Origin of the sequence: Hyalangium versicolor (assembly GCF_020103695.1) — a bacterium.
Lineage (GTDB): Bacteria > Myxococcota > Myxococcia > Myxococcales > Myxococcaceae > Hyalangium > Hyalangium versicolor.
In genome coordinates this window covers 267,529-294,430 of sequence record NZ_JAHXBF010000004.1, presented here as the reverse complement: position 1 = coordinate 294,430, position 26,902 = coordinate 267,529, and the positions used below count along the sequence as shown (strand labels likewise).

Sequence of the window (26,902 nt, the reverse complement as noted above, 5' to 3'; positions counted from 1 at the left end):
CTTCGCCCGTTGCCTCATGCCCCTGCCAGACTGCCGGTGACGTGGAGTCCCCGGCCCGAGCCCCTGGCCGCGCTCGCTGTCGCGGGTGTCGGGCCTGTGGCGCTCTCGCTCGCGCGCAGAGCCCTGGCCGCGGAGGATTCGCAGCTGAGCGCCTGGAGCGGCGTGGCCGGTTCGGGCGTGCTCGTCCTTCTGGGAGACACCCAGTCGTTGCCATGGGTCGATGGGGCTGTGTACCTCGGGAGGGATGGGGCCGCGCCCTCGCTGTTGCTGCCTTGCGCGCTCGCTCCCGAAGTGGCTCCCGCCCTACTCGAGCGGGCGCTGGTGGCGTGGGCCGCAAGTGGGACGCCCCTGGCGGTGCTTCCTCGCCCGGGGCTGCTCGTTCCCGTGGGCGCCGCGCGCCCGGTGGCCCGTGAGACGCTCGCTTCCTGGCTGAAGGTCGCGGAGAGCTCACCGTGAGCAGCCTGCCTCCCGCACTGCGCCCGTGGGCGTTGCAGCTCTCCCTCTTCCCGGAGGACCTGGCGCTCAGTCTGGGGCCCTATGTGGCCCGGCTCGCGGCGGCCATCGGCGCGCTCCGGCCTCGTGGGGAGACGGAGGGCGGAGAGCCCCAGGGCTATGACGGGCTCACCCGCCGCGGCCCCTACGAGCGGCTCCTGCTCACCGAGTGGCTCCACGCCCTCGAGTCCCCCGACGAATTCATCCGTCGCGCGGCCTTTGGCGAGCACGCCTTCCTCAAGCCGGCCTTCAAGCAGCCCCAGGGTTCGCGGCGCACCGTGGCGTTGCTGGATGCCGGGCCGGATCAGCTCGGGGCTCCCCGCATCGCCCACCTCGCCCTGCTCGTGGTGCTGCAGCGCCGCGCCGAGGCCGCTGGCGCCGAGTTCTCCTGGGCCGTGCTCCAGTCCTCCTCGGATCGCGGCCCCTTCGCCACCGTCACCGCTTCCACCGTCCAGTCCTGGCTCTCCGCGCGCAGCATCGCCCCCGTGACGGGCGAGCACCTCTCCAGGTGGCGCGAGGCGCTGGCGCTGGGCTCGGCCCCAGAGGATTGCTGGCTCGTGGGCAGCTCCCGGCTCGCGCGCATCCCCGAAGCCGCGGGCCTGTCCCGGGTGGAGGTGGAGGAGCGCGTGGCCCCGAGCATCCGCCGGCTCGCCGTCTCGGTGCAGCGCGTGGCCCGGGCTCCCAGCTCCGTGGAACTGGAGCTGCCCTCGCCGGAGGACTGCGTCCGCCTGCTGAGGGATCCGTTCACCTCTCGCGCCACCACGCCGGTGCGCCTGTCCAGCTCCACCCGCATCCAGTCGTTCTTCTTCTCCGCGGATGGCACGCGGCTCCTCCTCCTCCGGGCGGATGGGAGCGTGGCCGCTCAGCCCATTCCCCACTCGCCGCGCTCCACCGTCCCCAAGCCTCGGCGCTTCCAGCTGCCCATCGGCCACCGGCTCGTGGCCGTGGGATGGCGCCGCAATGGAGGGCTGCTCGCGCTCACCCGGGACGACAAGGTTCTCTGGATCCACGGTGGGGTGAAGGGCCCCCTGCGGAGCAACAAGCCCCGTGGCATTCCCTACCTGGGCTACGAGGGTCTGCTCCCGGAGGCGCCGGGGCCCAACCAACTCCCGGGCCTGGTCACCTCCGTCGTCGAGAACGACCGCGAGCGCGTGCTCATTCGTGACGCCGAGGGACGCCTCTTCGTCATCGGCCACCAAGGGCCCGCGGTGCTGGCCGATCGAGTGAGTGCCCTCGCTGAGGTGCGCCGCAAGCCCGCCTTCGTGATGAAGCCCGCGGAGGGCTCCTCCGAGGACGGGCTCATGTGGCTGGGCCTCCTGGAGGACAACCATCAGCGCCATTTGCCTCTGGGCCCCGGTATTGGCGAGGCGTTCTTCGGGCACTCCATCGCGGTCGGCCACACCGAAGCAGGCTTGCTTGCGCTGCAGCACCAGCCCGGTATCTGGAGGGTGCTCGTCGCTCATAGCAACGTCGATCTCCATGTCTCCGAGAAGAACTACCGGGTGGTGGGTGTGGCCGACAGCTCCCATGCCTTGCAGGAGCCCGGGCTGGTGTTGCTCGCGCCCGATCGGCAGACGTTCCTGCTGCAGACTCCCTCCGAGAAGAAGCGGCTGACTCGGGCCGCGGATGTCGTGGTGCATGCAGCGGTGAGCCACGGGCTGCCCGTGCTCGTGTGGCAGACCGTGAAGGGAGAGCTCGTCGTGTGGAGCCTCTCGCAGGAGGCGGCTCTCTACCGCGCCTCGCCCGAGGAGGGCGCATGAGCGCACGTCCCGTGAGGCCCCGACTCCATCTCCACCGTGGCCACGTGGTGGCGGCGGCCTTCTGGTTCGATCCCTCGCTCCTGGGCGAGCGCGAGGCCCGTCGGCGGGTGCTCGCCGCGTGGGCGCCCGGAACGAGCGTCTTCCCCGTTGCGGGCGGCTTCCTCCTGCGGCTCCCACGTCCCCATCCGGTGCGCTGCTCCGCCACGCCTGGGCTGCCCCTCACCTTGGAGGAAGGGGTGCTGCTCTCCGCTCCCCTCTCCGCCGCCGAACGCGCGAAGCTGGCTCCGCCTCCGGGCTCAGTGGTGCTGGTGCGCGCGGGACAGGCGCAGGTGTTCCCCTTTGAGCCTTCCCGCCGGTTGGATGTGGCGGCGTGGCTCGACATCTCCGAGTGGACCCCCGTCATCGTCCGGGGACTCGGTGCGCCTCCTGCTCCCGTCAAGGTTCTGGAGCCTGTTGCTGCTCCCGAGCGCAAGCTCTTCCGGGGAGTGCCTCCCGCGGAGCCCGAGGCCGAGGCGATGCGGGCACGCATGGAAGGCCGCCCGATGCCTCAGGCCGTTCAGGCCGCGCAGCTGGCCAAGGCAGGTGCCTCGGCTTCGCTGTGGGACCGGCTGCGCGCATGGTTGCGCGGAGAGCGCGGCACGCCCGCGAAGGTCGAGAAGACGGTCAGCGCATCCCGGAGCTCTGCGACCACCGCGACTGCTTCCGCCGCGCGCCGGTTCATGTCCTGGATCCAGCGGACGCTGGGCTCTCGGAGGGCGGAACCTGAAGCCTCGCGCGCCCTGCCCGCGAACGCATCCGCCAAGCCACAGGCGCGAGAGCGGGTGCCGGGGCCTCCGTCTCTGATGTCGCGCATCTTCGGCTCCATGCTTCGGACCTTGTTCCCCCCGGGCGCCGATTCGTCTTCGCGCAAGCAGGGGCCCTCGGAGCCCGCACCGCCGCCTCCTCCCCAGGGGCCGGGGCTCTTCTCCCGGCTCTCGGAGTGGCTGCTGGAGAACACGCCCCTGGGCCCGCTGCTGGGGCAGCGTAAGGCGGAGTACGTCCAGCGCCTCTTCGAGATGTTCGAGCAGGGCGACCTCAACGAGGCGCTGCGCTACGCCATCCCCCTGGGCGCGGACAAGCTGACGGAGGATGCGCGCGTCGCCCTGGGACTCCCTGGCCCGCGCGAGGACCTCTCCATCCAGCCCCGCCGAGACGGTCCCGCCTCCATCTTCGGCGGGGGCCAGGAAGTCTATGCGGCGCTCAAGGAGCGCTACCGCGCGGCCTTCAAGCGCCTGGAGCGCGAGGGCCGCATCGATGAGGCCGCCTTCGTCCTCACCGAGCTGCTCGGCGCGCACGAGGAGGCCGTGTCCTTCCTCGAGAAGCACGGGCGCCTGCGGCTCGCGGCGGAGCTGGCGGAGGGGCGCGGCCTGGCACCGGGGCTCGTCGTGCGCCAGTGGCTGCTGGCCAAGGACATCCAGCGCGCGGTGGCCATCGCCCGGCGCAGCGGCGCCTTCCCGGACGCGGTGCTGCGGCTGGAGCGCACCCACCCGGCCGAGGCGCGCACCCTGCGCCTGCTCTGGGCCGAGACGCTCGCCGAAGCAGGCGACTACCTGCGCGCGGCCGTGGTGGTGTGGCCGCTCGAAGATGCCCGTCCCCTGGCGCGCTCCTGGCTCGAGCATGGGGCCACGGTGGGCGGCGTCGGCGGAGCGCGAGCCCTCGCTCGGCTCATCTCCGCCTTCCCGGATACCTTCGAGGCCAGCCGTCCCGCGGCGCTCGAACTGCTCGAGGATGAGAGCCACGATCGCGCGTCCGAGCGGCTCGCGTTCGCGGAGGTGCTCGCGTCCGAGCCGCGATCGGAATCGCGCAACGCGCTGGTGGGCCCAGCCGTCCGCGCACTCTTGAGGGATAAGTCCGCGGATCACACTCGGATCGACGCGAGCTTCCTCGCGCGGCTCCTCCGAGACGTGGGGGATGGCACGCTGCGAGCCGATCTCCCTCCGGTATCGGATCCCCGCCGCCGCAACTGGGCTGATGAGACTCTAGGGGTGCTGGAGGATCGACTCGCCGCGATCGAGGCCGGCCCCTATCCGATCCACGACGCGGTGGCGCTGTCGAGCCAGCGCATCCTGCTCGCGCTGGGCGAGGGCGGGGTGCGGTTGGTGCGAGCCGATGGCTCCCCCGTGGCGCACTTCGACGTGCCGGCCTTCTCATTGGTGCCCTCGGTGCACGAGGACCGGGTGTTGGCGCTTGCGCCACGTGGGGCTCTCCAGCGCATCTCTCGCATCGAGCCTGGCCCGCGGCGGGCCACGTACTGGTGCGACGCCCGGGTGGATGTCTTCGCCCCGAGCTACGACGGCAACCTGTGGTTCATCTCCGAGGGCGATACGGTGATGGCGGTGGACGCGCTGGCCCAAGAGGGCCTCCGCGCGCTCTGGCGGGTGTCCCAGGTGGAAGGGGCGGTGACGGGGATCGAGGCCGATGCGGAGTCGCTGCGGTTCGCTACCTGGGGGGACGATCCCCAGCTCTGGACGTACTCCCTGCCCGGGGGGCCCACGCTGCGCTCGCGAGCCACGCGCAAGCCGGGAGATGGCCTGCCGAGGCTGGTGCTGAACGTCAGCGCGGGGGCCATCGAGCGGGCGAACGATCTGATCCTCTCGCCCCCGTGGTCACTGGCCCTCCTGAAGTCCGAAGCCGGTCACGAGGCGAAGCTCTATATGAAGGGCAACAGGCTCCGGGCGAGCTTCACCTTCGCGGGAGAGGTGCCCGTGCGAGCCCGCTTCTCGGCGGGTGAGCTGCTCCTCTTCGACACCCTGGGCCGGTTGCTGAGGGTGGACCTGGTGGAGGGCACGGCGCGGCACATCCCCGTCCAATAGCGGGGAGCGGGCGCTACGAGCGCGGCAGATGGACGGGAATGATGGCACTGGAGGCGAGCAGGCTGCGCTCCGTGTCGTCCACCTCGAGCACCACCCGCACGCCTTGGACCGTCACGAGCAACGCGGGGGGATCGCCCGGCAGCGCGACGAGCCAGGTGGACGCCATGGGAAGCGCGCCGTTGGCCAGCTCCGCCGCCCGCAGCAGGTGTTGACGGATGGCCACTTGCTGCGAAGGGGGGAGCGTGCCCAACGCGAGGCGCGTCTCCTCCGTGAAGCGCAGGGCATAGGGGCCGCTCGGCTCGGGCACCGGGGGGAAGACATCGAAGCCGCGCAGGCGCTGCCGCAACTCGCTGAGCAGTGGCCCGGGAGAGTCCGTCTTGTGCAGGAAACCCACCACGCCGCCCAGGTTCACGCTCTGTCCCGTCACGGACATCATCAACACCGGGATGTCACGCAGCGCCGCGGTGGTGCGCATCCGCCCGTACAGCTCCCAGCCGTCCACGCGAGGCATCATCAGATCCATCACGACGAGGTTCGGCCGGGCGCGCTCCTGGCTGTTCAAGTAGGACAGCGCCTCGAATCCGTCGGAGGCCAGAGCGACTTCGCAGCCTTCCGACCGCGCCGTCTCATGGAGGTGCTCCCGCCAGAGCGGATCATCCTCCACAATCAGCAGTCTCTGTACGGGCATGGCGAGGCCCCAGGGTAACCCGGTTGTCCTCCCCGTTCCTCACCGCGAGAGAAGGAGGGGGCGAACGCACCGCTCAACCGTCGCCTTTGCGACAGAGCCGACCCTCCTAGCCCCTGGGGCCCGCTTGCCCCCTCGCCAGGGCGTGGCCACCTTCCGAGGCAGGATGGCTTTTCGACTCCAGTTCATGCCCCAGGCGGTAGGGGTGCTCTCCGCCTGCCAGCCGGCCGTGCGCGAGCGCGTGCTGCATGAGCTGGGAGCCATCTTCTCCGGGCCCCTGCTCGGAACACAGGGCCAGACAGCGGGAGCGGAGCACTCTGGTGCGTGCCTGCTTCCGTCGGGCTTTCATGTGCATTACGCCGTGGACTGGAAGCATGGGCTTCTCCACTTGTTGGAACTCAAAAGCCCGGATGACGAGTTGTCAGCTCCACTCTCCTGAAAGCCCGGGCCTGGCGCTCTGTTCTCTTGTACGAGTCTCCTCGCGTGCCTCCACCCCTGGCAGACTTCCTCCGCACCCATCGCGACACCATCCTCGAAGCGTGGGAGGTGGAGGCGCGCCGGATGCCCGCGGCCCAGGGCCTGTCGCAGCGGGTCCTGCGTGACCACCTGCCCCAGTTGTTGGAGCGCATCGCGGAGCTGATGGCCCGGCCCCGCGCGGCAGAGGTGGCCGACGCGCTCAGCCACGTCTCGGATGCGCACGCACTGGAGCGGCTGGGCGAGGGCTTCGATCTGCGGCAGGTGGTGGCGGAATACCAGTTGCTGCGCCAGTGCGTGCTCCGGCTGTGGGCACAACAGCAGCCCACCGACTCATGGGAAGCCGCGTTCGTCTTCCACGAGGCCGTGGACGAAGCGGTGGCCGCCTCGGTCACCCGCTATATGGAAGTCCGGGAGCGCACCTTCCAGGCACTGGATCGCATCTCCGCCGCGGCCATCGGCAGCCCGGATCTCTCCACCTTCCTGCCTCGGCTGCTGCAGGTGCTGCGAGAGAACGTCCCCGTGGTGGACTCGGTGGCCGTGCTGGTGCGCGAAGGCAACCAGCTCCAGCTGGAGAGCGCGGTGGGGCTCACGCTCGAACCAGACTTTCGCGTGCTCATTGGCGAGGGCTTCTCCGGCGAGGCGGCAGCCACCCGCCAGCCCGTCACCGTGCACAATGTGGCCACCGACCCCCGGGTGGTGAGCCCCGCGCTGCGCGACAGTGGCATTCGGGCCCTGTACGCCGTGCCGCTGCTGCTCGAGGAGGAGATGCTGGGCGTGGTGCTCATGGGCAGCCGCACCAGCCACGAGTTCTCCGATGAGGACCGGCTGCTCTTCCGCACCATGGCGGCGCGCACCACGTCGATGATCGCCCGGGCACAGGCCCACGCGCGAGAACAGGCCGCCCGGATCCAGGCCGAGCAATCCCTGGCCCGGCTGCGGGCCAGCGAGGCCCAGCGCGAGCGGTGGGAGGAGATCTTCACCCACGTGGGCGTGGGCGTGGCGCTCGCCCGTGCCGGGGACAACGTGCTGGAGGACGTGAACCCGGCCTTCGCGCAGATGCACGGCTACTCGCGCGAGGAGCTCATCGGCCGGCCGCTGGTGGACGTCTTCGCCCCCGAGTCTCGCGGGGTGCTCGCTCGGCACGTGGCCGCCTCCTCCTCCAAGCTCCACCACGAATACGAGTCCATGCACCTGCGCAAGGACGGCACCCGCTTCCCCGTCCTCACGCACGTGACAGCGCTGCGGGACGCGTCCGGCAAGGTGGTCCAGCGCGCGGGCACCTTCGTGGACATCACCCAGCGCCGCACGGCGGAACTCGAGCGCCAGCGGCTCCTGGCCGACATCGAGGCGGAGCGCTCCCGTCTGGCGACGGTGCTGGATCAGCTCCCGGTGGGCGTCATGCTCGCCGAGGCTCCCTCCGGGCGCGTCGTCCTGGGCAACCGGCAGGTGGAGAGCGTCCTGCGCATGCCCTTCATCCAGGCCGAGCATATCGGCGATTATTCCTCCTACCCGGGCTACCACGCGAACGGCCGTCCCTATCAGCCCGAGGAGTGGCCGCTGGCGCGCTCGCTGCGCACGGGCGAGGTGGTGCAGGGCGAGGAGATCGAGTTCCGCAACCAGGATGGCCAGCGCACCGCCATCCTCACCTCCAGCGCCCCCATCCGGGATCGGATGGGGCAGATCATCGCGGGCATGGTGACGTTCGTGGACGTGACGGAGCTGCGCCGCGCCGAGGCCGCCGCGCGTCAGGCCGCCGAGTTCGGCGGGAAGCTGATCGGCATCGTCAGCCATGATCTGCGCAATCCGCTCAACGCCATCCACCTGTCCGCCACCCAGTTGCTGCACAGCGAGACGCTGTCCGCCCGGGACCAGCGCGCCGCGGCCCGCGTGGCCAAGTCGACCGACCGGATGAAGCGGATGATCGCCGAGCTGCTGGACTTCACCCGCGGCCGGCTGGGAGGCGGCATCCCCATCCACCGCACGCCCGGAGATCTACGCCAGGTGCTGCGCCAGGGTGTGGAGGAGCTGGAGGCCGCATGGCCGGACCGCACCGTGCGCCTGCGCTCGGAGGGGGGGCGCTACGAGGGCGAGTGGGACGCGGGCCGGCTCGTGCAGGTGGTGAGCAACCTGGGGGGCAACGCGCTCCAGTACAGCCCGCCGGACACGCCCATCAGCTTCGCGCTCCAGGATCGCGGGGAGATGGTGGAGCTGGAGGTGCACAACGGGGGCAACCCCATCCCGCCCGAGGCCCTGCCGCACCTGTTCGATCCCTTCCGCCGCGCTTCCTCCGAGGGAGGCGGCCTGGGGCTGGGCCTCTACATCGTCGAGCAGGTGGTGAAGGGGCACGGCGGACACATCGAGGTGACGTCCACCGCGGGGGCGGGCACGACGTTCCGGGTCCTCCTGCCTCGCGTGGCGACGATGACCCTGAGCGTGACGGCGCCCTGAGCAGCCAGGGCTAGCGGCCGGCGGCCATGGCGGCGTCGGAGGCCGGACGCAGGTTTCCGAGCGTCTCCATCAAGAGGTTGAGATCCAACGGCTTGGGGATGGAGGTGAGGATGCCTTGCGGGAGGGGCCGCGTGGCGCCCGCGCCCGAGACGACGATGACCGGCAGCCCCCACAGCGAGGGCTCCTCGGCCACACGGGCCATCAAGTCCCAGCCCGTCATCACCGGCATCATCAAATCCAACAGCACCACGTCCGGGCGAGGAGCGCGCATCAGGCGCTCCAGGGCCTGCAGCCCGTTGACAGCGCTCTCGACGATGAAGCCCTCCTCGGAGAGGAACTCCTCCAGCATCTCCCGGCTGTCGCTGTGGTCCTCGACAACTAAGACACGGAAGTGCTCCTTCATTGCGATCCGACCCCCGACTCAAAGGCGTGCGAGCTCGCTCCTAGCCTCATCCGAAGATGAGGAAGAGGAAAGTCTTCGAACCCGGGGATGTTGGCTACTCGATGATCAACGGCGGCGCGGTGTGCCCCTCATGCGCGCAGCCCGGTGGTGCGCGACGGAACGAGGCGCCGACCGGGGGGAAGGCGGCTCGGGCAGCAGCCGATCGTTGACGGCATCGTCCGGAGTCTCCCCCGCCGCCACCCGCAGGGCCACGTAGCGCAGGCTGACGAGCTCGGCGAGCACCTCGTGCCGTCCGAACGGTTGCTCCGTCTCTCGCAGGTATTCACGCAGCGCGCGGGAGAGACTCGCACAAGAGGGAAAGCGGCCCGTGCGCTCGGGCGAGAGCATGCGGTGGACGATGGCGCGCAGCGCCTCGGGCACGGCGCGCGTGGCGGCCTCCAGGTCCGTCACCGTGTAGTTGCGGATGCGCTCGGCCAGCTCATGGGCGCACAACCGCGTCACGGCATCCTCGGCCACGGGAGGCTGGCGCTGCCGCGCATCGAAGCTCTCGGCGCCCTCGAAGAGGTGGCGGCCAGTGAGGAGCTGGAGCAGGACGATGCCCAGGGAGAACTGGTCCGCGCGCCCATCCAACGACAGATGGTGGACGTGCTCGGGAGCGGCGTAGGCGAGACTACCCTGCACGGCGGGTCCCTCGCTGCTCACGCGTCCGGCCAGGCGGGACCACGCGGCGCCGAAGTCCAGCAGCTTCACCTCGCCGTGCTCTCCCAGGAGGATGTTGTGGGGCGTCACGTCCCGGTGGACGATGCCCAGGTCTCTCCCGTGCTCATCCACCAGGGTGTGGGCATGGTGCAGCGCATCGGCGATCTCCGCCACCACATGGCAGGCGAAGCCCTCGGAGAGCGGTTGGCGCGAGTGTTCCGAGGCTTCCAACAGCACATCCAATCGATAGCCAGGCACGTGTTCGAGGATGAGGTGAGGCATGCCATCCGGCCCCTTGAGCTGGAGCATGGTGAGGAGGTTGGGGTGGTGCAGCTGCGAGCTGACGCGGGCCTCGTCCACCAGCCGGCGCCGCGCCTCTTCGGACACGGGGGGCAGGGGACGCTTGATGATGCTCAAGCCGCCGAAGCCCTCGTCGTAGCGGCGCCGGGCGAGGACCAGCTCCCCGTTTCGGGCAGCTCCCAGCGTCCGGACGAACTCGTACGACGTGGGCCCGGACCGCAGCAGCACCTCGGGCACGGCGGGCTCGGAGGACAGGGACGGCATGACGGCACTCCTGCGACGGAGAGAACCTGGAGAGTATGGTTCGTCAGCAGGCTGGCGTCACCTATTGGGTCGTCCAAGACGACCTGGGAGCACCCCTGACCGCAGGACAGCCGCCCTACCTGATAGGGCCTGTGTGATGCATTGCGTCACGAAGGCGCGGCCTAAACGGAAAATCCAGGGTTTAGACGGGCCCAGGGGTGTAGGACCCAACCCATGAAATAGGGCCCGACCTGGTAAATAGGGTTACCTGCTCCCGACGTAGCGGGTTATAACGGCGCGCCAGGCGGCGAGGGCCAGCAGGTGACTCCCGCCCAACCTGCAACGTGCGCAAGGTTCGTGTGTTGAGAGCCAACCTGAAAGGTTCTACGATCTCGTTCTCCTCGGCCCCCGCCCCGGCGCGGCGCAGTGCCCGCCGCAAGGGGCCTGTCCTGCCTCAAGCCGTGCGGCGCATGGAGAAGCGGCTGGCAACGACGGTGGGCGAGGCGTCCCGGATGGCGCGGATGCGCGCCGGACTGACGCAGGCGGATGTAGCCGAGAAGATCGGCGTGGCCACCGAGGTGTATGGGCGGATGGAGCGGGGGAAGATGTTGCCCAGCGTGCCCACCCTGCTGAGGCTGTGCGTGGCGCTGCGCAGCGGCCCGGACGAGTTGATGGGCCTGGCGCCGCGCAATGGCTCGCCCGAGGAATCTCCCTGGGCGGACGAGGTGCCGGAGGGGCTGGACGACACGCCGGAGATGCGGCGGCTGTTGCGCAGCCTGCGCCGGCTGAAGCGGCCCCAAATCAAGCTGATGCACCTCGTGGCCACCGCCATCATCGCGGGCGCGTGAGGCGCACCCGCCCGGCGCGGCGCTACCAGCCCTGACGGATGTACGCCTGGAAGCCCTTCTTCTTGAGGGCCTTGAGGGTCGTCTGGGCCTGCGCCTCGGTCTCGTAGCGGCCCGCGGCCACGGACAGGTAGCAGCACAGCAGCTGGGGCGCCTTGCGGCTGTCGAAGACCTCCGCGTCCTTGAAGCCTGCTTCGAGCAGTTGCTTCTTCGCGTCCTGGGATTGCTTCTCGCTCTCGGGCTCGAAGAGCGGCTTGTTGCTCACCAGCACCAGCCAGCGCCGCTTGTCGCCGAAGGGAGAGACCTGCTTGCGTGCCTCCTCTCCAGAGAGGAGCACCTGGAGGGTGGGCTCGTTCCGTGACGGGTGGAGGAGCATCGCGCTCGCCACCTTGAACTCGGGGGAGGGCTCGGCTGAGTCGGGATCGCCAGAGCCCTCGGAGGTCTTCGGCGCGCGGACCACACCGGTGAAGGAGCCTTCAATCACCAGTTCCGGCCCCCACGAGGCCTCGCGTCCGCTCTGGCGCGTTGGCAGCACCACGCCCTTCTCCGGGAGGAGGATGACGCCGTGACTGCGTTCCTCGTCATCCTCGACATCGGCACGGCCCACGTAGAACCAGGTCGGGCAGGTAGCGGAGGGCATGCAGCCGGTGACGTGCAGGCGGACTCGCTCGGGTTGGCCCTGGCTGGCGTTGCGCACGCGCTCCCGGATCCACTTGCCGGTGTCGGTGCTCTCCGGCGTGGGAGCGCCGGACTCGGCACGTGCCGCGAGCGGCAGCCACAAGAGGCTCAAGCAGGTCAGCCAGAGGGCGAGGCTCTTCATCAGGGGCTCCGGGGATGGGGCGCTGCGCCATGCGGGTGACACGCACTCGGGGTGGGAGGGGAGCAGGCTAACGGTCCAGCGTCTGACAGAGGAGGACTTCGCGGGTGACGCCTCGGCAGGTGATCAGACTTGTCATCCCCTCGGGAACCCTGGCCTCATGCCCCCATGCGCGAGCCGCGGATGGGATATGGCCGATAGGGGGGCCGGGCTGAGCCAACACCTCGGGATGGGCAGGTCCCTCGAGCTCGGGCTGGTGCTCGGCCTGGCGCTGTTCGCGCTGCGAGCGTGGGGCGCGGATGCGGGCACTTCCGACGCGGGCACCCTCACGGAGGTGGGCGTCCGCCGGACGGATGCGGGGCTCGAGCTGGAGGCGACGGGGCCGGCGGATGCGGGCTCGGAGTCGACGTTCCAGGCACCCATGCTGCTGGCGGATTCACCGGCGACCTATCCGACTCAGCTTGCCGCGGAGCGGGTGACGGGCACGGTGCGCTTGGAGTTGCTGCTGGACGAGGCAGGCGAGGTGGAGTCCGCGACGCTGGTAGCGGGCTCCCACCCGCTGCTCGATGACGCCGCACTGCACGCCGCCACGAGGCTGCGCTTCACCCCGGCCCTGCTCGACGGTCAGCCGGTGCCGGTACGCATCGGCTTCGAGTATCGCTTCGAGGCCCCCACCGACACGGTGGCCACGGCCGGGGACGGAGGCACGGCTCCAACGCTCGCTCCCGTGTTGTTGCGAGGACTGGTACGCGAGAAGGGCAACCGTCGGCCGCTGCCTGGGGCGGTGCTCATCTCGGACGCCGCGCCGGACATGCCCGTGGAGACGGATGCTGAGGGGCGCTTCGAGGCGCGCTGGCCCGCGTCGGCCCAGAAGGTGCGGGTGGCAGCCTCGGGACACAAGCCCGGCAGCTTCATCGAGAACCTGAGCCGGGGCGAGACGCTGGAGGTGGTCTACGGCCTGGAGCCGCTGGTCATCAATCCCTACGAGACAGTGGTGAGAGGGGATCGCGAGCGCACGGAGGTCTCCCGCGTCACGCTGCGAGAGGCGGAGCTGCGAGACGTGCCCGGCACCATGGGAGATCCCTTCCGCGTGGTGATGCTGCTGCCCGGAGTGGGCAGCATGGTCTCGGGAGTGGCGTACCCGGTGGTGCGAGGCAGCCAGCCCTCGTCCACGGGCTACTACCTGGACGGCATCCGCGTCCCCATTCTCTTCCACCTCTTTCTGGGGCCGGCGGTGGTCCACCCGGACTTTATCGACACCATCGACTTCTACCCGGGCACGCCGCCACCCCAGTATGGGCGGCTGATGGGAGGCGCCATCGATGGCCGACTGAGCCGTCCGAGGGATGACCGTGTCCACGGTAGCGCCTACGCGGACCTCATCAACGCGGGTGTCTTCCTCGAGTACCCCTTCAAGTCCACGGGCACCAACATTTCCATCGCGGGGCGCTACTCGTACACGCCATGGATCATCGCCCTGGCGGCCAACGCGTTCCAGGATCCGCCGGCGCCCGGCCGGAAGAACGACAAGCTTGTCCTCGACTTCTGGGACTACCAGACGCGCATCGAGCAGGACCTGGCGGGCGGGAAGCTGCGGCTGCTGGCGTTCGGCTCCTCGGACACGTTCGGTACGAAGGCGCAGGACGCATTCGGTACCACCACACTGCAGACCATCCTCTTCCACCGCCTGGACCTCCGGGACCGGCGGCGGGTGGGGCCCGGTGAGCTGGAGACCGGGGTGACGTGGGGTGTCGATCGGCTGGCGACGGTGAGCAATGACGCGAGTGACAATGCCGAGTTCAACATCGATCAGAGGACCCTGGCGGTGCGAGTGGGCTACGAGGCGAAGCTCACCGAGCGCCTGAGCCTGCGCAGCGGCGCGGATGTGGACCGCAAGCGTGCGGCGGCGACGATCTCCTCCGACGATCCGTTCGACGACGTCGACGATGTGAAGTTCGATCAGCCGGTGGCGGTAGGCCTCTTCTCGGGAGCCTGGGGCGAGCTGCTGTGGCAGCCGGACGAGCGGTGGACGCTCATCCCCGGCCTGCGCCTGGACAACTACCATCTGTCGGGGGGCACCAATCACTTCGCCGTCGAGCCTCGGCTCACCGCTCGCTACAAGCTCCGGGAGGACCTGACGCTCAAGGCCGGCGCGGGGCTCTTCCACCAGGCGCCCACGACGATCATCAGCGTGCCCGTGGTGGACATCGCGGGGCTCACGCAGGGAGTCCAGGAGGCGCTCCAGCTCTCCATGGGAGCCGAGTGGAAGGCGCCCAGGAACTTCGAGGTGGGCCTGGACTTCTACGTCAACCCGATGCTGCGCACGGTGGAGTTGACGCCCTTCGCGGATGAGACGCTCCTCGACGGCGGCGGCGAGGGTGGACTGCCTCGCACCCCCCGGAGTTCCCAGGTGAGGGCCTCGCAGATTCTGATCGATGACGAAGATCTGTCGGACCTGGTCAGCCACGGCCTGGCCTACGGCATGGAGGTGCTGATCCGCCGCCCGCTGGGAGGCAACTGGTTTGGATGGCTCTCGTACTCGTTGCAGCGCAGCACGCGTTACACGCGCTTCGTCCGGCACGACGAGCTCGGCGACTCGGTGAACGTGGAGGCGAAGAACCTGCCCTTCGTGTTCGACCAGACGCACATCCTGAACATGGTGGTCAGCTACAAGTTCGCCAACAACGTGACCTTGGGTGGGGTGCTGCACTTCAACACGGGGCGTCCGGAGACGAGCGTGCTGGGCACCGCCACGCATCGCGAGGGCATCCGGCAGGAGCCGGATGGCAGCTCGCACCCGGACTGGATCCAGGTGGACCGGGATCAGGTGGACCGGCTCCCGGCCTTCTTCCGGTTCGACGTGCGCCTGGCGAAGGCCTGGGCCTACGAGACGTTCACGCTCGAGGCCTACCTGGACATGCTGAACGTGACGATCAGCCGCGAGGTGGTGGGCTTCGACTATCTGGGCACGGGGCCCTCCGGTGCGCCGCTGGAGAAGCGGCCCATCGGCATCCCCGTCGTGCTGCCCATCCTCGGGCTCAAGGGGCGCTACTGATCAGGAGCACCGTCCGGCACCAGACAGCATCCAGTTCGAGACGCTGCCAATGTCTGGCGCTGATCATCCAGAGGTGGATCCGGTGCCGTGCCGGATCATGACTTCCCGGAAATGTGGCAGGGTGCTGGCGGCCGCGCCGCCCTCTTCTGTGCCCGATTCGCTGGCGAGATGGCGGTGAGCTGGGGGGTTGCATCCATGAACATGTCTCCTATTCCAGGGAGTTCCCTGGGGAGAGGGCTCTGCGTCGAGAGCCATACGCCGTGCCTGCTCTTCGAGGCGGTGCGCGACAGCGATGGGGATCTGCTCGCGTTCCGGTGCGTGGCGGCAAATCTCGCCGCGGAGGCGCAGGCCTGGAGGGAGGAGGGCACCGGAGGGCTCTCTCGCTGGGTGGAGTCGGTGGCGGGCATGCTGGAGCTCCCCGCATGCGCCCGGGTGGTGGAGACGGGAGAGCCCTACGTCACCGAGCTGCACCGGCGCTCGGGAGGGACGCGGACGTGCTGGCTCGCCACGGGGGTGCAGAGAGGAGATGGCTTCGCGCTGTGGCTGCGGGATGTGTCTCGCGAACGGCTGGAGGAGCGCGAGGCCCTCGAGGCGCTGGAGCAGGCCCAGGCCCGCGAGGAGCGCATGGTGGAAGAGGCCGAGCTCCGCGAGCGCTTCATCGGCATCCTGGGGCATGATCTGCGCAGCCCCATCAACGCCATCACCCTCTCGGTGCAGGCCCTCGCGCAGTGCGGCCCACTCTCGTCCATGCAGCAGGAACTGAGCCAGCGTGTCGAGGCGAGCGCGGCCCGTATGGCGAAGATGGTGGCCGACATCCTGGACCTGACGCGGGCGAGGCGCTCGAGCGGCATCCCGCTGTCCGTGGCTCCCGCGAGCCTGGGCACGGTGTGTCGCCAGGTGGTGGACGAGCTGGCCACGTCCCACCCGGATCGCTACATCACCTATGAGGAGGCGGGCCCCAGCGAGGGCGTGTGGGACGCGGAGCGGTTGGCGCAGGTGGTGAGCAACCTGGTGGCCAACGCGCTGGAGCACGGGGGCGAGGACGTGCCTGTGTTCGTGCGCGCCCATCCCCGAGGTGAGCTGCTGACGCTGGAGGTCCACAATCCCGGCGTGCCCATCCCGGAGAACCAACTGGCCACGCTCTTCGAGCCCTTCCAGCGCGCGAGCGCCTCGGGTGGGAGCAGGCGCTGCAGCGGGCTGGGATTGGGCCTCTACATCGTCCGGGAGCTCGTCCACGCGCACGGAGGACGCGTGGCGGTCCGCTCTACGGAGGATGAGGGCACCACCTTCACCGTGCTACTGCCCCGAGACGCGCGCCAGGCTACTCCATGGCCTGGAGGGCCGGAGCGGCACGCAGGGTGAAGAAGGCGACCTCCGGCTGGGTGCCGCGGCGGAGGTACGGCCCACCGAAGCCGAAGCCCAGCCCCTGGTTCACATAGAGCTGGTTGCCCCGCACCGCGTAGTGCCCGCGGATGTAGGGCTGGCCGGCGCGGCGGAAGAGGGCCTCGGTGAGGCCTCGCACCACGAACTGGCCGCCGTGCGTGTGTCCGGAGAACTGCACCAGCCCCGCGTGTGGAGGCAGCTTCTCCACCGTGGGCGGCGTGTGAGCCAGCACCAGGCGCGTGCCGGAGGTAGGAGCGCCTCGGAAGGTGGCCTCCACGTCGTCGCGCCCGGTACGCCCGTCATCGACGCCCAGGATGGTGGCGGGAGCGCCTCGCACATGCACCACACGGTGCTCGTTCTGCAGCACCGTGTAGCCCAACTGTTGGAAGCCGTCGCGCAGGTAGGACGCATTCACCCAGTGGTCATGGTTGCCCAGCACCACGAAGACGGGGCCCTGCAGCCCCGAGAGCACCTCGCGCACGCGCGGCAGCGGCTTGGGGCTGTGCGTCACATAGTCGCCCGTGAGGAACACGAGGTCCGGCGCCGACGCGTTCACCGCCATCACCGCGCGGCGGATGCGCACGTCCGAGGTGGCCTGCCCCACGTGGATGTCCGAGAGCTGCGCCACCCGGAGTCCGTCATGCGCCGGGTGCAGCCCGGGGACATGGAACTCGTACTCGTTGAGCGCGAAGTGGTCGCGCCACCGCAAGCGCAGCTCGGGGCGGAGCGGATCCTCGACGCCTCTCGCGACCACCTCATTCCGCGCCAGCGCGTTGCGCCCCGTGGAGAAGGATGCCGGGCGCGCGGCGCGGCGTCGGGAGAGTCTCAGAGGCATGCTGTTCCTTCCATCGGGGCAGGGTGGAGTCGTGGATTCTAGAGAACAGGTCCCACGCGGATGAAGGTGGGGGAACAGAGCCGCTTGCCCCACGAGCATCCAGAGACCCGGTGGGAGAAAAAACCCGAAATGCCTCAGGAAATTCCGGCGCCTCCATGGAGGGCCGCTCCCCGGGCTGGGGGCCGGGCACCTGCCGAAAAGGGAAACGGGGGAGGGTGCTTGTGCACCCTCGCCCCGTTCCTGGACTTCGCGGTGTGGGAAGCGGACTCAGTAGCCGCGCAGCACGGTGAGGCCCGCGTCCGTGAGGACGTAGAGCATGGCCGGCTTCACCGTCGGATCATAGTGCAGCTCCTTCACGGTGCTGCCCGTCACGCCGCCTACCTTGGTGAGCTGCTTGTTGGCATCCAGGCGCCACAGGCCACCGCCACTCGTGCCGATGAAGAGTGAGCCGTCATCCGTGGCCGCCAGCGACAGCAGCGAGTCCGTGGGCAGGCCCGCCACCTTGGTGCCGCGCGCCTCCGAGCGGCGGGCAATGGTCATCTGCCACAGGCCGAAGTCGCGGCTGGCCAGGTAGTAGGTGCCGTCCTTCGTCTGCTGGAAGCCGCGCCAGTAGTCGAACTCCTCGATGCTGTTGAGCTGGGGCAGATAGGTGCTGCTGAGCTTCTCCGGGTTGAGCGTCTCGTCCACGCGGTCCCAGTCCGCCAGGTTCTGCGACGGCACCACCACGCCGATGTTCCAGTCGTTGCCGATGAGCACCTCGCCGTTCTGGCCGATGCCCAGCGCCTGGCTCAGGCCCGTCATCTGCGTCTTGCCCGTCACGTTGCCCTGGTCGTCGTACTTCTCCTTGAACCACACCGGGTGCCGGTGGCTGTTGTAGACGAGCCCGCGGATGCGGGTGACGCCGTGGTTGGTGCCGATGTACACCTCACCCTTGAACGGGCCGCTCATCACCTTGGTGCAGGTGAGCACCGAGCGATCCTCGTCGAAGTGGTGATCATTGGTGTTGCGGATGCCGATGTTCTGCGGCCCGTTGGAGCGCGCGGACTTCTGCAGGTGCTCCTCGAGGACGATGGAGCCGTCCGTGTTGAGCTTCACCGCGTCCATGTCGCCCTTCTGGTACTCCTCGTAGCGCACGGGATCGAAGCGGGTGGGATCCGGATCATCGTAGTTGGGGTGCGAGCGCCCATCCGGGCTGTAGATGAACGAGGGCGACAGGTCCGGGGCGGTGTAGCCCACGTAGGCCCGGCCCGCGCTGCCGCCGCAGATGACGGTGGAGCTCACTGCCAGCGTGTCGGGCCCGAAGCCCAGGCGCGCCTGGCCGATGTTGCTCACCCAGGTGGGTTGGGTGTCGCCGGGCTTGAGCACGCCGATGCGCTCGCCGTCCAGCAGCCAGATGTTGTACGCGTCATCCACGCCCACCGAGCGCACGCGCCCCAGGTTGTAGCGCTGGGTGTAGTTGACCACGGGCTCGTCCGGCCAGGGGCCGGGGCCAGCCTGCGGCGGAGGGTTCGGGATCGGCGGGTTGCTGGGATCCTCGGGGGGGACCGGATCCGGTGGGTTGTTCACTGGCGGCTGCTCCTCATCCGGATTGGAGCTCGGTGGATTGACCGGGTCTTCCGGAGTTGGCGCGGGGACCTGAGGTACCTCCGGCTTCTGCCCGATGGGCTGGACCGGCTTCCCGGTGTCTCCGCACGCCCACGTCACTGCCACCGCCACGACCGCACACGCCGCCAACAGTCTCCGTCTCACGTTCTGGTGCCTCCCCTGACCCGGGCCATCCAGAGCAAACGCCGTACCGGCCTGAAGGCGGGGGTGGGCGGGAGAGAAAGGGTGCTCGCTGTCCCAGGGAGGGAAGCACTTTTCCCAGAAGCAGAAGGGCCCGCTCCCCAGAGTGGGAAGCGGGCCCGGGTGCGTGGGGTGGATCAGCGGCGCTACTTCAGCGGCTTGTTGATGTCCTCGCTGGTGTCGTTGGCGCTGTCCTTGACGTCCTTGCCGACGTCCTTGGCGCCGCTCTTCACGTCGTTGCCCAGGTCGCGCGCGTCATCGCGCAGGCCCGCGCCGCCGGTGCCTTCCTTGTTCATCGAGTCCTTCTCGATGGCCTTGGTGCCCTTGGGGCTGGTGGCGCGCAGCTCCACCGCGACGATGTCCTGGCCCTCGAGCTGGAACTTCGCGCGGACCTGAGCCCCCTCGGGCAGTGCGTCCTTGCTCACCTTCTTGCCATCCAGCCACAGCGCCGTCTTGTCGCGGATGTCCAGGTCCGCGGCCGGCAGGCCCTTGCGCTCGATGGTGACGCCCTCCATCGTCTTGTCCTTGAGCGTGCCCGTCAGCGAGAAGGCCTGGGCCGCCTTGAAGGTGCCCTCGCTCTCGGTCTGCATGCCCGTCGCGTCCTTGGCGGCCTTGCCGATCTTCGGGCCCACCTCGGTGGCGTCGACGCCCTTCTCGGCGTCGCGTTGTGACTCGCGGATGGAGTCGCCCGGCTGCTGCGTAAACACCTGGGTGGCGTCGCGCGTCTTCGACTGCTGCGCCTGCTGTTCCTTCTGAACCTTGTCCCCTGCCGTATCGTTCGCGAAGGCCGCAGTTCCCACGCAGATGGCCAGCGCTGCAATGAGCTTCTTCATTGCCGAATCCCCTTGAAAGAATGGAATGAACTTCGGGGAGAACGGTGGGGAGTCGATCCCCGCGTGCCAACCGGTTGCACCGCTCCGGAATCGCCTCGTTCGGAGAGCAGCCAGGCAGGGCGGGCAGGCAGGCAGGCCCTGCTCTGCCTACCAGACCTTCATCAGTCGGGGACGGCAGACGAACTTCGGGTTGCGCAGGTCAATCACGTAGAGATCGCCGGTGGTCTCCTCGAAGCGGCCGGAGAGCACGCCCAGGGCCGCCGCGGAGGCGAGGTACCAGGTGTCCTGGCCTTCGAGTTCCTTGAGGTGGCGGAGGTAGACGACGCGGCCCTCCACGGCCCAGAGGCTGCGAACGCCGTCCTTGTGCACGCCCAGGGCGTTCTCGGGCGGAGGCGTGAGCCGGGCCAGTGCGGGAGGCACCGAGTCCAGCACGTACGCATCGAAAGCCTTGTTGCCGCTGGGCTGCACCACCTGCACCGAGCGCAACTGGCCATCCGCGGCCTGCTGCAGCTCCAGGACGATGACGAGGTCCGGCGCGGGCTCGGCGAGCTCCTGCATGGCCTCGCCCGCCTGGAAGAAGGCGCGCATCGAGTCGTGCGCCGGGTTGCCGTGAGAGATGGACTCGAACCGCTCGGAGGCCGTGGGAGGTTCGCGGCCGAGGGGACCTTTGGGGGTGCGCGAGGGCGCCAGGGTGCCTGTGGCGCCGTACTGCTGGGCCCTCTTCACATAGGACTGGGCGAGCCGCTGGGAGTTGCCCTTCACGTCGAAGAGCGGCGGCTTCTCCATCTGCTTCTCCAGGGCGGTGCGGATTTCACTGAAGTAGGGGTGCACCAGGCCGTTCTCCACCCGGAGCTGCGCGAGCTCGTCCTCGACGAAGGTCTGCACCCGTTCGGTGACGCGGGCCTTCTCCTCGGCGGCCAGCACCTCGGGAGCGAGGCTGGGATCGTCGGGGTGGAGGGTGCGTCCCCGGGGAGCCTCCACGGTCTCTGGCAGGCTCCAGCCTCCCGAAGGTGTGGGAGGCACGAGCGAGGGACGCTTCGTCTGCTCGGCGAGCGGTGCGTCCGGAGCGGGCGAAGTCTGGGAAGGAGGCGAGGGAGCAGGTGCTGGCTGCGCAGGCGGCTCGGCCGCTTCGCGAGGCGGAGGCGTCGGCCGGGCCAGAGCAGGCGGAGGTGGCCGGGGCGTGGGGCGGGGGCGCACGGGCCGCACCGGGGCGGCAGGAGGGGGCGCGGGGGACGGAGCGGGGGGCTCAGGAGGCGAGGAGATGACCTCGACCACCAGCGGGGACGGTGGAGGGGGCGGCGCTTCAGGGCGCACGGGCTCATGCTCCCAGAGCAGAGCCAGGAGCGCCGCATGAAGCAGGACCGAAACGAGGCCGGCCCACCTGAGGCGTGAGCGCCGCATGGCCCCACGCTCCCAGAAAGCCAGCCCTCGCTCAACTCCGGTCCGTCACGGGGTGGACAGCCCGGGAGGCACCGTCCGCCTCAGGACTCAGTCACACCGGTCGCACAGGCCGCGGAGGTGGACCTCAACGGCGCGGGCGGCCACGGCCTTCGGAGCCCCCTTCGCCGAGGAGATCCGCACGGACTCCTCGGGGAGACAGGACACCGTGCCGCAGTCGGTGCAGGTAAAGTGCGGGTGGGTGCCGCTGTGCGCCTTGCCCGCGCGCCGCAGCTCGAAGCGCCACACGTGGTCGCCCAGGTCCGCACGCACCACCAGCCCGGCCTCGGTCAGGTCCGTCAGGTTCCGGTAGATGGTGACGCGATCGTAGCCCTGGTCCCCCAGGGACTCGACGAGGTCCGCATGGCTCAGCGGCGCCGAGGCGCCCTCCAACTCGCGGAGCACGGCCACGCGAGGCGCCGTGCTGCGCAGGCCCACTCCGCGAATCTTCTCCTGGAAGTCAGCGAGCTTCGTCGACTGGGCGGAGCCCTTCTTTTCTCCCATGGCCGCTCGCATAGCCGATCTGCTCGACCCTTTCACGCGCTCCTCGGGGGAGTCGTGCAGGACCCCTGGCGTCACGCTCTTTCCACGGGATGGGTGCATCCGGACTCGGGACGAAGGGGAAGCCTTCCTTCGAGAGGAGGGGCTCTGCGCGGCACTCATGTAGCTCGATTTCATTTGCACGCGCGGGGCGATAGCGCGAACGGATTCCACCTGTCCAGCGCTCGGGAGTACGGGTTGTGCGCGGATGGACCTTCGGGCTGGTTGCCTGGAAAGCAACAGGGCCGCCCCTCCCCATCCGGCGGGAGGCGGCGGCCCCATTCACTTCAGCTCTGGCCGTGGAGGGCTAGAACTGGTTCCAGAGGTACTGGTTCGTCACCTCGTGGTGGAACTGGATCTCCGAGGACTTCACGCGGGTGCCCAGCTGCTTGGGGCAGCGCTCGGCGGAGCCCACCTTCAGCTCGGCGTACTTGCCCTGCACGTTCTCACCCAGCGTCTGGGCGATGAACTGGCTGCCCTTGAAGAGGCGGATGGCGTCGAAGATGTTGTCCGGCAGGAAGCGGGTGCGGCTGCGCTTGGTCTCCGCGTCCTCCTGGGGCTGCGGGCCCTCCAGGCCGGTCTTCAGCAGGGTGAAGAGCACCATGTACGGGTTGGCGTCCGGGGCCACCGAGCGGCACTCGATGCGGGCGCTGCGCTCGTTGCCGAACGGGATGCGCACCATGGCGCCGCGGTTGTTCGGGCTGGCCTTGATCTGGTTGGGCGCCTCGTAGTGCGGATCCAACCGGCGGTACGAGTTGACGCTCGAGTTGAGCACCAGGCAGATGTCGTTGGCGTTGTTGAGGATGCGGTCGATGAAGTCCCAACCCATCTGACTCAGGCCGTCCTGCCCGTTCTTGTCGTAGAACAGGTTCTTGCCGCCCTTGGACAGCGACATGTTCATGTGCATGCCGTTGCCGTTGATGCCCGTCATGGGCTTGGGCAGGAAGCTGGCCGTCAGGTCCAGCTGCGCGGCGACCTGGCGACACAACAGCTTGTAGAGCTGGATCTGATCTGCGGCGATGAGGGCCTCGCTGTAGGAGAAGTTCATCTCGAACTGGCTGGGCGCCACCTCGGGGTGATCCTTCTCGTTCTGGAAGCCCATGGCGCGCTGGGCCTCGGCGGCCTTGTCGATGAAGGCGCGCAGCGCGTCACCCGGCAGCGAGTGGTAGTAGCCGCCGGTGGAGATGAACTCGAACTTGTCCGTCTCGTGGTAGTGACGCTCGGCGTCACGGCCCTTGAATAGGAAGCCCTCGATTTCGGGGGCGGCGTGAAAGACGGTGCCGTCCTTGGCGTACATCTGATCGGTGATGCGCTTGAGCAGGCCGCGCATGTCCGAGTGGTACGGGGTGCCGTCACGCTCGAGCACCTCGCTGAACATGAGGACCTTGCCGGGGCCGAAGATGTCGGCGGGCAGCCAGTAGAAGGAGGGCCAGTCGAGGTTGAGGCGCAGGTCGCTCTCGGCCTGGGCCGAGAAGCCGCGGATGGACGAGCCGTCGAACGTGAGGTTGTCCGAGCTCTTGAGGAGGAACTTCTTGTCGTAATCCAGCATGTGCAGCCGACCCTCGAGGTCGGTGAAGCACACGGTCACGGCCTTGATGCGCTTCTCGTCCGTGAGGTACTTGGCGCGCTCCTCGCGCAGCTTGTCCGGAGACTCGCGCCGCAGACGCTGCTCCTTCACACGGAGGTTCATCCCCTCCAGCTCGTCGTACGGAATCTCGAGGAAGTCGCGCAGCCCCTTCGTCTCCATTGTGTGTGCCTCCGAGCAGCCGCCCCGTAGGATTCACATCGGGGCGATGATCTGCGGGTCCATCTATTTGCACTTCGCGGGCCGGAATCAAGGCTAAAGTCGCGGAGACTTATTCTAAACGCTTGCTCTGCTGGCCTGTGGGGCTGCATCCGACCTGTTCCGACCCCCTGGTGGGCGGTGGCATGGCGAGGAGTGGACAGACGTGTCCGCCTGCTTGGCCTGGCTTTGGGGCGAGGGCTGAAGTTCCTACTCCCTGGGGTGGGTTGGGGTGAGGTGGAGCGGGAGGGCGAGCGGGCCTCGTGCGATCAGCGAGGGAGCCCAGTGGAGTTCGGCGCTGGCCCGGGAGAAGTCGCGGAGCTGGGAGAAGAGGGCCTCCAGGCCGAGGCGTGCCTCCAGCCGCGCGAGCAGGGCTCCCAGGCAGTAGTGGATGCCATGGCCGAAGGCGAGGTGGGAGGAGCGCTCGCGATCGAGGCGGAAGCGGTCCGCGTCTGGGAAGTGGCGCTCGTCGCGCAGGGCTGAGGCCAGGAGGACGACGACGAGGGAGCCTTGGGGCAGGCGCACTCCGGAGAGCTCCGTGTCCTCGGTGACGAGCCGGAGGCTGGAGTGTGCGGGGGGCTCGTAGCGAAGGACCTCTTCGAGGAGTTGTGGGAGCAGGGCCGGGTTCTTGAGGACGCGGGCGCGGTCCTCGGGGTGCTCGGAGAGGACGACCAGGGTGTTGGCGAGCAGGTACACCGTGGTCTCCACGCCCGCGGGCAGCAGGGCGAAGAGGAAGCTCATGAGTTCGTCGTGAGAGAGCATCGCGCCCTCGGCGTCCGGGCGGAGCAGCTCGCTCACGAGGTCATCTCCGGGGCTGGCGCGGCGGGTGGAGAGGAGCTCTTCGAAGCACTGCTCGAGGCTCGCGAGGCTCTCGCGGACCCGGTGTTGCTCCTCGGGCGGGTGGCGCCCGGCGGGCAGGTTGATCAGGTCGTCCGCCCACTGCTTGAGCTGTGGGGACTGCTCGGGGTGAAGGCCCAGCAGCAGGCCGAGCACGTTCACTGGCAGGTGGAGGGCGAACTCGGACATGAAGTCCACCGAGCCGTCGTGGCGGAGGAGTTGCCGCGTGAGCTGATCCGCGATGGCGCGGATCTTCGGTTCCAGCACGGCGAGGGCGGCGGGGCCGAACGTCCGGCTGACGCGCCCGCGCAGGCGGGTGTGTAGGGGAGGATCCTGCATCACGAGGGACTGGGCGACGGGATTGCGCGGGAGCCATGGAGGCAGGAAGCCCTGGCCGAGCCCTGCGGAGGAGAAGCGGCGCGGATCCTTCATCACGGTGACCACGTCGTCGTAGCGGCTGACGGCCCACATGCCGCCGGGTTCGACCTGGCGGATGCCGCTCCTGCGCAGCTCGGCGTAGAGGGGGTAGGGGTTGGCACGGGTTTCAGGGCTCATCAGGTCCAGGGAGGGAGGCATCGGTGCGGTCCTCGCGGTGAAGGGTCTGTCACCGGACACCACGTTCCGTGCCAGCACCTTGCTCCTTGGTGTTTCCGTTGGTTACCGAGCGCCGGGCGCCCGTGGGCTCTCCGGGACTCCATCGAATCGAAGTAGAGGGTCCTTCAATTTGAAGGAGTGCCGGATGCGACTGGCCGACTTGGACATCCACTCACTGTTGGAGATCGATTCGGAGGGAGGCACGGTTCGCTTCGCGGGGCAGCGTGCGCTGATCCTGGACGCGGTAGCGATGGGGCTGCTGCGCAAGCAACTGCTGGAGACGTTGGGGCCGACGGCGGCGCGAGCCATCTTCACGAGGTTCAGCTTCGCGCACGGCTGGCGCATGGCCGAGGCGCTGTGTTCGAGCTTCACCTGGGAGAGCGCGGGAGACTGGCGAGCCGCGGGCGGGCTCATCCACACGCTTCAGGGGCTGATCCGGCTGGCGCCGGGCGCGGAGGATCCGTTCTCGGAGGAGGGGGCGACGTTGGAGGCGTCGTATGAGGCGGAGCAGCACCTGTTGCATGCGGGGCGCTCGTCCGAGCCGGTGTGCTGGACGCTGTGTGGCTTCGCGAGCGGGTATCTCAGCCGTGTCGAGGGTGAGCGCATCTACGTCCTGGAGGATCGCTGCATCGGGCGAGGGGATGCGAGCTGTCGCTTTCGCGCGAGGACTCGAGAGGATTGGGGCGCGGCGGTGGAGCCGCACCTGACGTTCTTCGAGCAGGAGGGACTGGAGGGAGCACTGCGCCAGGTCACCGCGGAGTTGGTGCGAGCGGAACGGGAACTCGCCGCGAAGAAGCGTGCACTGGCGAGCGCGGCCCGAGAGCCCGAATTGCCCTCGGGGCTGGTGGCACGCAGCCAGCGGATGCAGCGAGTGATCGAGTTGGCACGGAGGGTGGCACAGGTGGACTCCACCGTGCTCATCACGGGAGAGAGTGGCGTGGGCAAGGAGCGGGTGGCGCGGCTCATCCATGAGGAGTCCTCGCGAGCATCCGGTCCATTCCTGGCTATCAACTGCGGAGCGCTCTCGGAGACGCTGCTGGAGAGCGAGCTCTTCGGTCATGCGCGAGGAGCTTTCACGGGCGCGGTGCGAGACCGGCCCGGGTTGCTGGAGGCGGCCAGCGGCGGGACGCTACTGCTGGACGAGGTTGGAGAGATGCCGGCCTCCGTGCAGGTCCGGCTGTTGCGAGCGTTGCAGGAGCGGCAGATCCGGCGCGTGGGAGAGAACCGAGACAGGCCCATCCGGGTGCGGGTGCTCGCGGCCACCCACCGTGCGCTGGCTCGCGAGGTGGAGACGGGTCGGTTTCGGAAGGACCTGTTCTATCGGCTGCGGGTGGTGGAGCTGGACGTGCCCCCGTTGCGCGACCGGCGAGAGGACATCCTGCCTCTGGCTCGGGGGCTGCTCGCGAGTGCCGCGGAAAGGATGGGACGGCCGGTGCCCACCCTCACGCCCCGGGCGGCAGATCAACTCGTGCGATACGACTGGCCCGGCAATGTCCGGGAGTTGGAGAATGCGATGGAGCGATCCATCGCCCTGGCTCAGAGGCGGCACATCGAGCGGGAGGATCTGCCCGAGGACGTTCGTGGTGCTCTACCAGGGGCTGTTGTCAGCGGTGGTGTCCGTAAGTTGGAGGAACTGGAGCGGGACTACATCCTGGCAGCGCTGGAGCACAATGGAGGCAACCAGACGGTGACAGCCCGGCAGCTCGGGATTGGAGCCGCCACGTTGTATCGGAAGCTCAAGCAGTATGGCGCTCTGGCACGGGACCGCGAGCGGGAGGTTCCTGTGCGGAGTTGAGCCC

Annotated in this window: 20 protein-coding genes; 9 read left to right on the top strand and 11 right to left on the bottom strand. The window is 69.1% G+C overall.

Annotated features, from left to right (window positions below; all coding sequences use genetic code 11):
* Positions 1-9: 9 nt before the first annotated feature.
* The 3 genes from KY501_RS10560 to KY501_RS10550 are packed head-to-tail and all read left to right on the top strand — an operon-like array spanning position 10 to position 5,104.
* The gene (locus KY501_RS10560) at positions 10-456 is read left to right on the top strand and encodes a bpX5 domain-containing protein (protein WP_224362673.1); all 447 of its coding nucleotides are present in this window, start codon (positions 10-12) and stop codon (positions 454-456) included.
* The gene (locus KY501_RS10555; protein WP_224362671.1) at positions 453-2,252 is read left to right on the top strand and encodes a hypothetical protein; all 1,800 of its coding nucleotides are present in this window, start codon (positions 453-455) and stop codon (positions 2,250-2,252) included. The genes KY501_RS10560 and KY501_RS10555 overlap by 4 nt, the downstream gene beginning before the upstream one ends.
* Positions 2,249-5,104, top strand: a complete 2,856-nt coding sequence (locus KY501_RS10550; RefSeq protein WP_224362670.1) for a bpX6 domain-containing protein — start codon at positions 2,249-2,251, stop codon at positions 5,102-5,104. The genes KY501_RS10555 and KY501_RS10550 overlap by 4 nt, the downstream gene beginning before the upstream one ends.
* 13 nt (positions 5,105-5,117) lie before the next feature.
* On the opposite strand, the gene KY501_RS10545 is transcribed toward KY501_RS10550, so the two are convergent.
* Positions 5,118-5,792 (bottom strand): response regulator, encoded by a 675-nt coding sequence (locus tag KY501_RS10545; RefSeq protein WP_224362666.1) that lies wholly within the window; start codon positions 5,790-5,792, stop codon positions 5,118-5,120.
* Between the two features lie 163 nt (positions 5,793-5,955).
* Here KY501_RS10545 and KY501_RS10540 point away from each other — a divergent pair, with 163 nt between their 5' ends.
* Together KY501_RS10540 and KY501_RS10535 are read left to right on the top strand one after the other, a co-directional pair.
* Entirely contained in the window at positions 5,956-6,228 is a 273-nt protein-coding gene (locus KY501_RS10540) for a hypothetical protein (protein ID WP_224362664.1), read from the top strand.
* A gap of 44 nt (positions 6,229-6,272) precedes the next feature.
* Positions 6,273-8,714, top strand: coding sequence for a PAS domain S-box protein (locus KY501_RS10535; RefSeq protein WP_224362663.1), 2,442 nt, complete (start codon positions 6,273-6,275; stop codon positions 8,712-8,714).
* 10 nt (positions 8,715-8,724) lie between these two features.
* Here the strand turns inward: KY501_RS10535 and KY501_RS10530 are convergent, their stop codons facing one another.
* Positions 8,725-9,117 carry a response regulator gene (locus KY501_RS10530; RefSeq protein WP_224362661.1) on the bottom strand — a complete coding sequence of 131 codons (393 nt, stop codon included), beginning with the start codon at positions 9,115-9,117 and terminating at the stop codon, positions 8,725-8,727.
* Positions 9,118-9,222: 105 nt separating this feature from the next.
* Positions 9,223-10,380, bottom strand: a complete 1,158-nt coding sequence (locus tag KY501_RS10525; protein WP_224362660.1) for a serine/threonine protein kinase — start codon at positions 10,378-10,380, stop codon at positions 9,223-9,225.
* Positions 10,381-10,718: 338 nt separating this feature from the next.
* Here KY501_RS10525 and KY501_RS10520 point away from each other — a divergent pair, with 338 nt between their 5' ends.
* Positions 10,719-11,207 (top strand): helix-turn-helix transcriptional regulator, encoded by a 489-nt coding sequence (locus KY501_RS10520; RefSeq protein ID WP_373691581.1) that lies wholly within the window; start codon positions 10,719-10,721, stop codon positions 11,205-11,207.
* A 22-nt stretch (positions 11,208-11,229) separates the two neighbouring features.
* Here KY501_RS10520 and KY501_RS10515 read toward each other — a convergent pair whose 3' ends face one another.
* Positions 11,230-12,024: a hypothetical protein gene (locus tag KY501_RS10515; protein WP_224362658.1), complete on the bottom strand. Its 795-nt coding sequence runs from the start codon at positions 12,022-12,024 to the stop codon at positions 11,230-11,232.
* Between the two features lie 226 nt (positions 12,025-12,250).
* Between KY501_RS10515 and KY501_RS10510 the strand changes: the two genes are divergently transcribed.
* Positions 12,251-15,076, top strand: a complete 2,826-nt coding sequence (locus KY501_RS10510; RefSeq protein WP_373691586.1) for a TonB-dependent receptor domain-containing protein — start codon at positions 12,251-12,253, stop codon at positions 15,074-15,076.
* A gap of 195 nt (positions 15,077-15,271) precedes the next feature.
* Positions 15,272-16,438, top strand: coding sequence for a sensor histidine kinase (locus KY501_RS10505; RefSeq protein WP_224362656.1), 1,167 nt, complete (start codon positions 15,272-15,274; stop codon positions 16,436-16,438).
* On the opposite strand, the gene KY501_RS10500 is transcribed toward KY501_RS10505, so the two are convergent.
* The 7 genes from KY501_RS10500 to KY501_RS10470 all read right to left on the bottom strand — a co-directional run bounded on the left by KY501_RS10500 (position 16,398) and on the right by KY501_RS10470 (position 25,085).
* Positions 16,398-17,294: a metallophosphoesterase gene (locus KY501_RS10500; RefSeq protein ID WP_224362655.1), complete on the bottom strand. Its 897-nt coding sequence runs from the start codon at positions 17,292-17,294 to the stop codon at positions 16,398-16,400. The two genes, KY501_RS10505 and KY501_RS10500, sit on opposite strands and share 41 nt — an antisense overlap.
* A gap of 267 nt (positions 17,295-17,561) precedes the next feature.
* Entirely contained in the window at positions 17,562-19,043 is a 1,482-nt protein-coding gene (locus KY501_RS10495) for a hypothetical protein (RefSeq protein WP_224362654.1), read from the bottom strand.
* A 182-nt stretch (positions 19,044-19,225) separates the two neighbouring features.
* Complete coding sequence (locus tag KY501_RS10490; protein WP_224362652.1) at positions 19,226-19,912, bottom strand: hypothetical protein; 687 nt, start codon at positions 19,910-19,912, stop codon at positions 19,226-19,228.
* 147 nt (positions 19,913-20,059) lie between these two features.
* Positions 20,060-21,226, bottom strand: coding sequence for a TonB C-terminal domain-containing protein (locus KY501_RS10485; RefSeq protein ID WP_224362650.1), 1,167 nt, complete (start codon positions 21,224-21,226; stop codon positions 20,060-20,062).
* A gap of 174 nt (positions 21,227-21,400) precedes the next feature.
* A complete protein-coding gene (locus tag KY501_RS10480; protein WP_224362649.1) occupies positions 21,401-21,853 on the bottom strand; it encodes a Fur family transcriptional regulator in 453 nt (150 codons plus the stop codon).
* Positions 21,854-22,196: 343 nt separating this feature from the next.
* Positions 22,197-23,636 (bottom strand): glutamine synthetase family protein, encoded by a 1,440-nt coding sequence (locus KY501_RS10475; RefSeq protein ID WP_224362648.1) that lies wholly within the window; start codon positions 23,634-23,636, stop codon positions 22,197-22,199.
* 246 nt (positions 23,637-23,882) lie between these two features.
* A complete protein-coding gene (locus KY501_RS10470) occupies positions 23,883-25,085 on the bottom strand; it encodes a cytochrome P450 (RefSeq protein ID WP_224362647.1) in 1,203 nt (400 codons plus the stop codon).
* Between the two features lie 163 nt (positions 25,086-25,248).
* Here KY501_RS10470 and KY501_RS10465 point away from each other — a divergent pair, with 163 nt between their 5' ends.
* A complete protein-coding gene (locus KY501_RS10465) occupies positions 25,249-26,898 on the top strand; it encodes a sigma-54-dependent Fis family transcriptional regulator (protein WP_224362646.1) in 1,650 nt (549 codons plus the stop codon).
* Positions 26,899-26,902 lie beyond the last annotated feature (4 nt).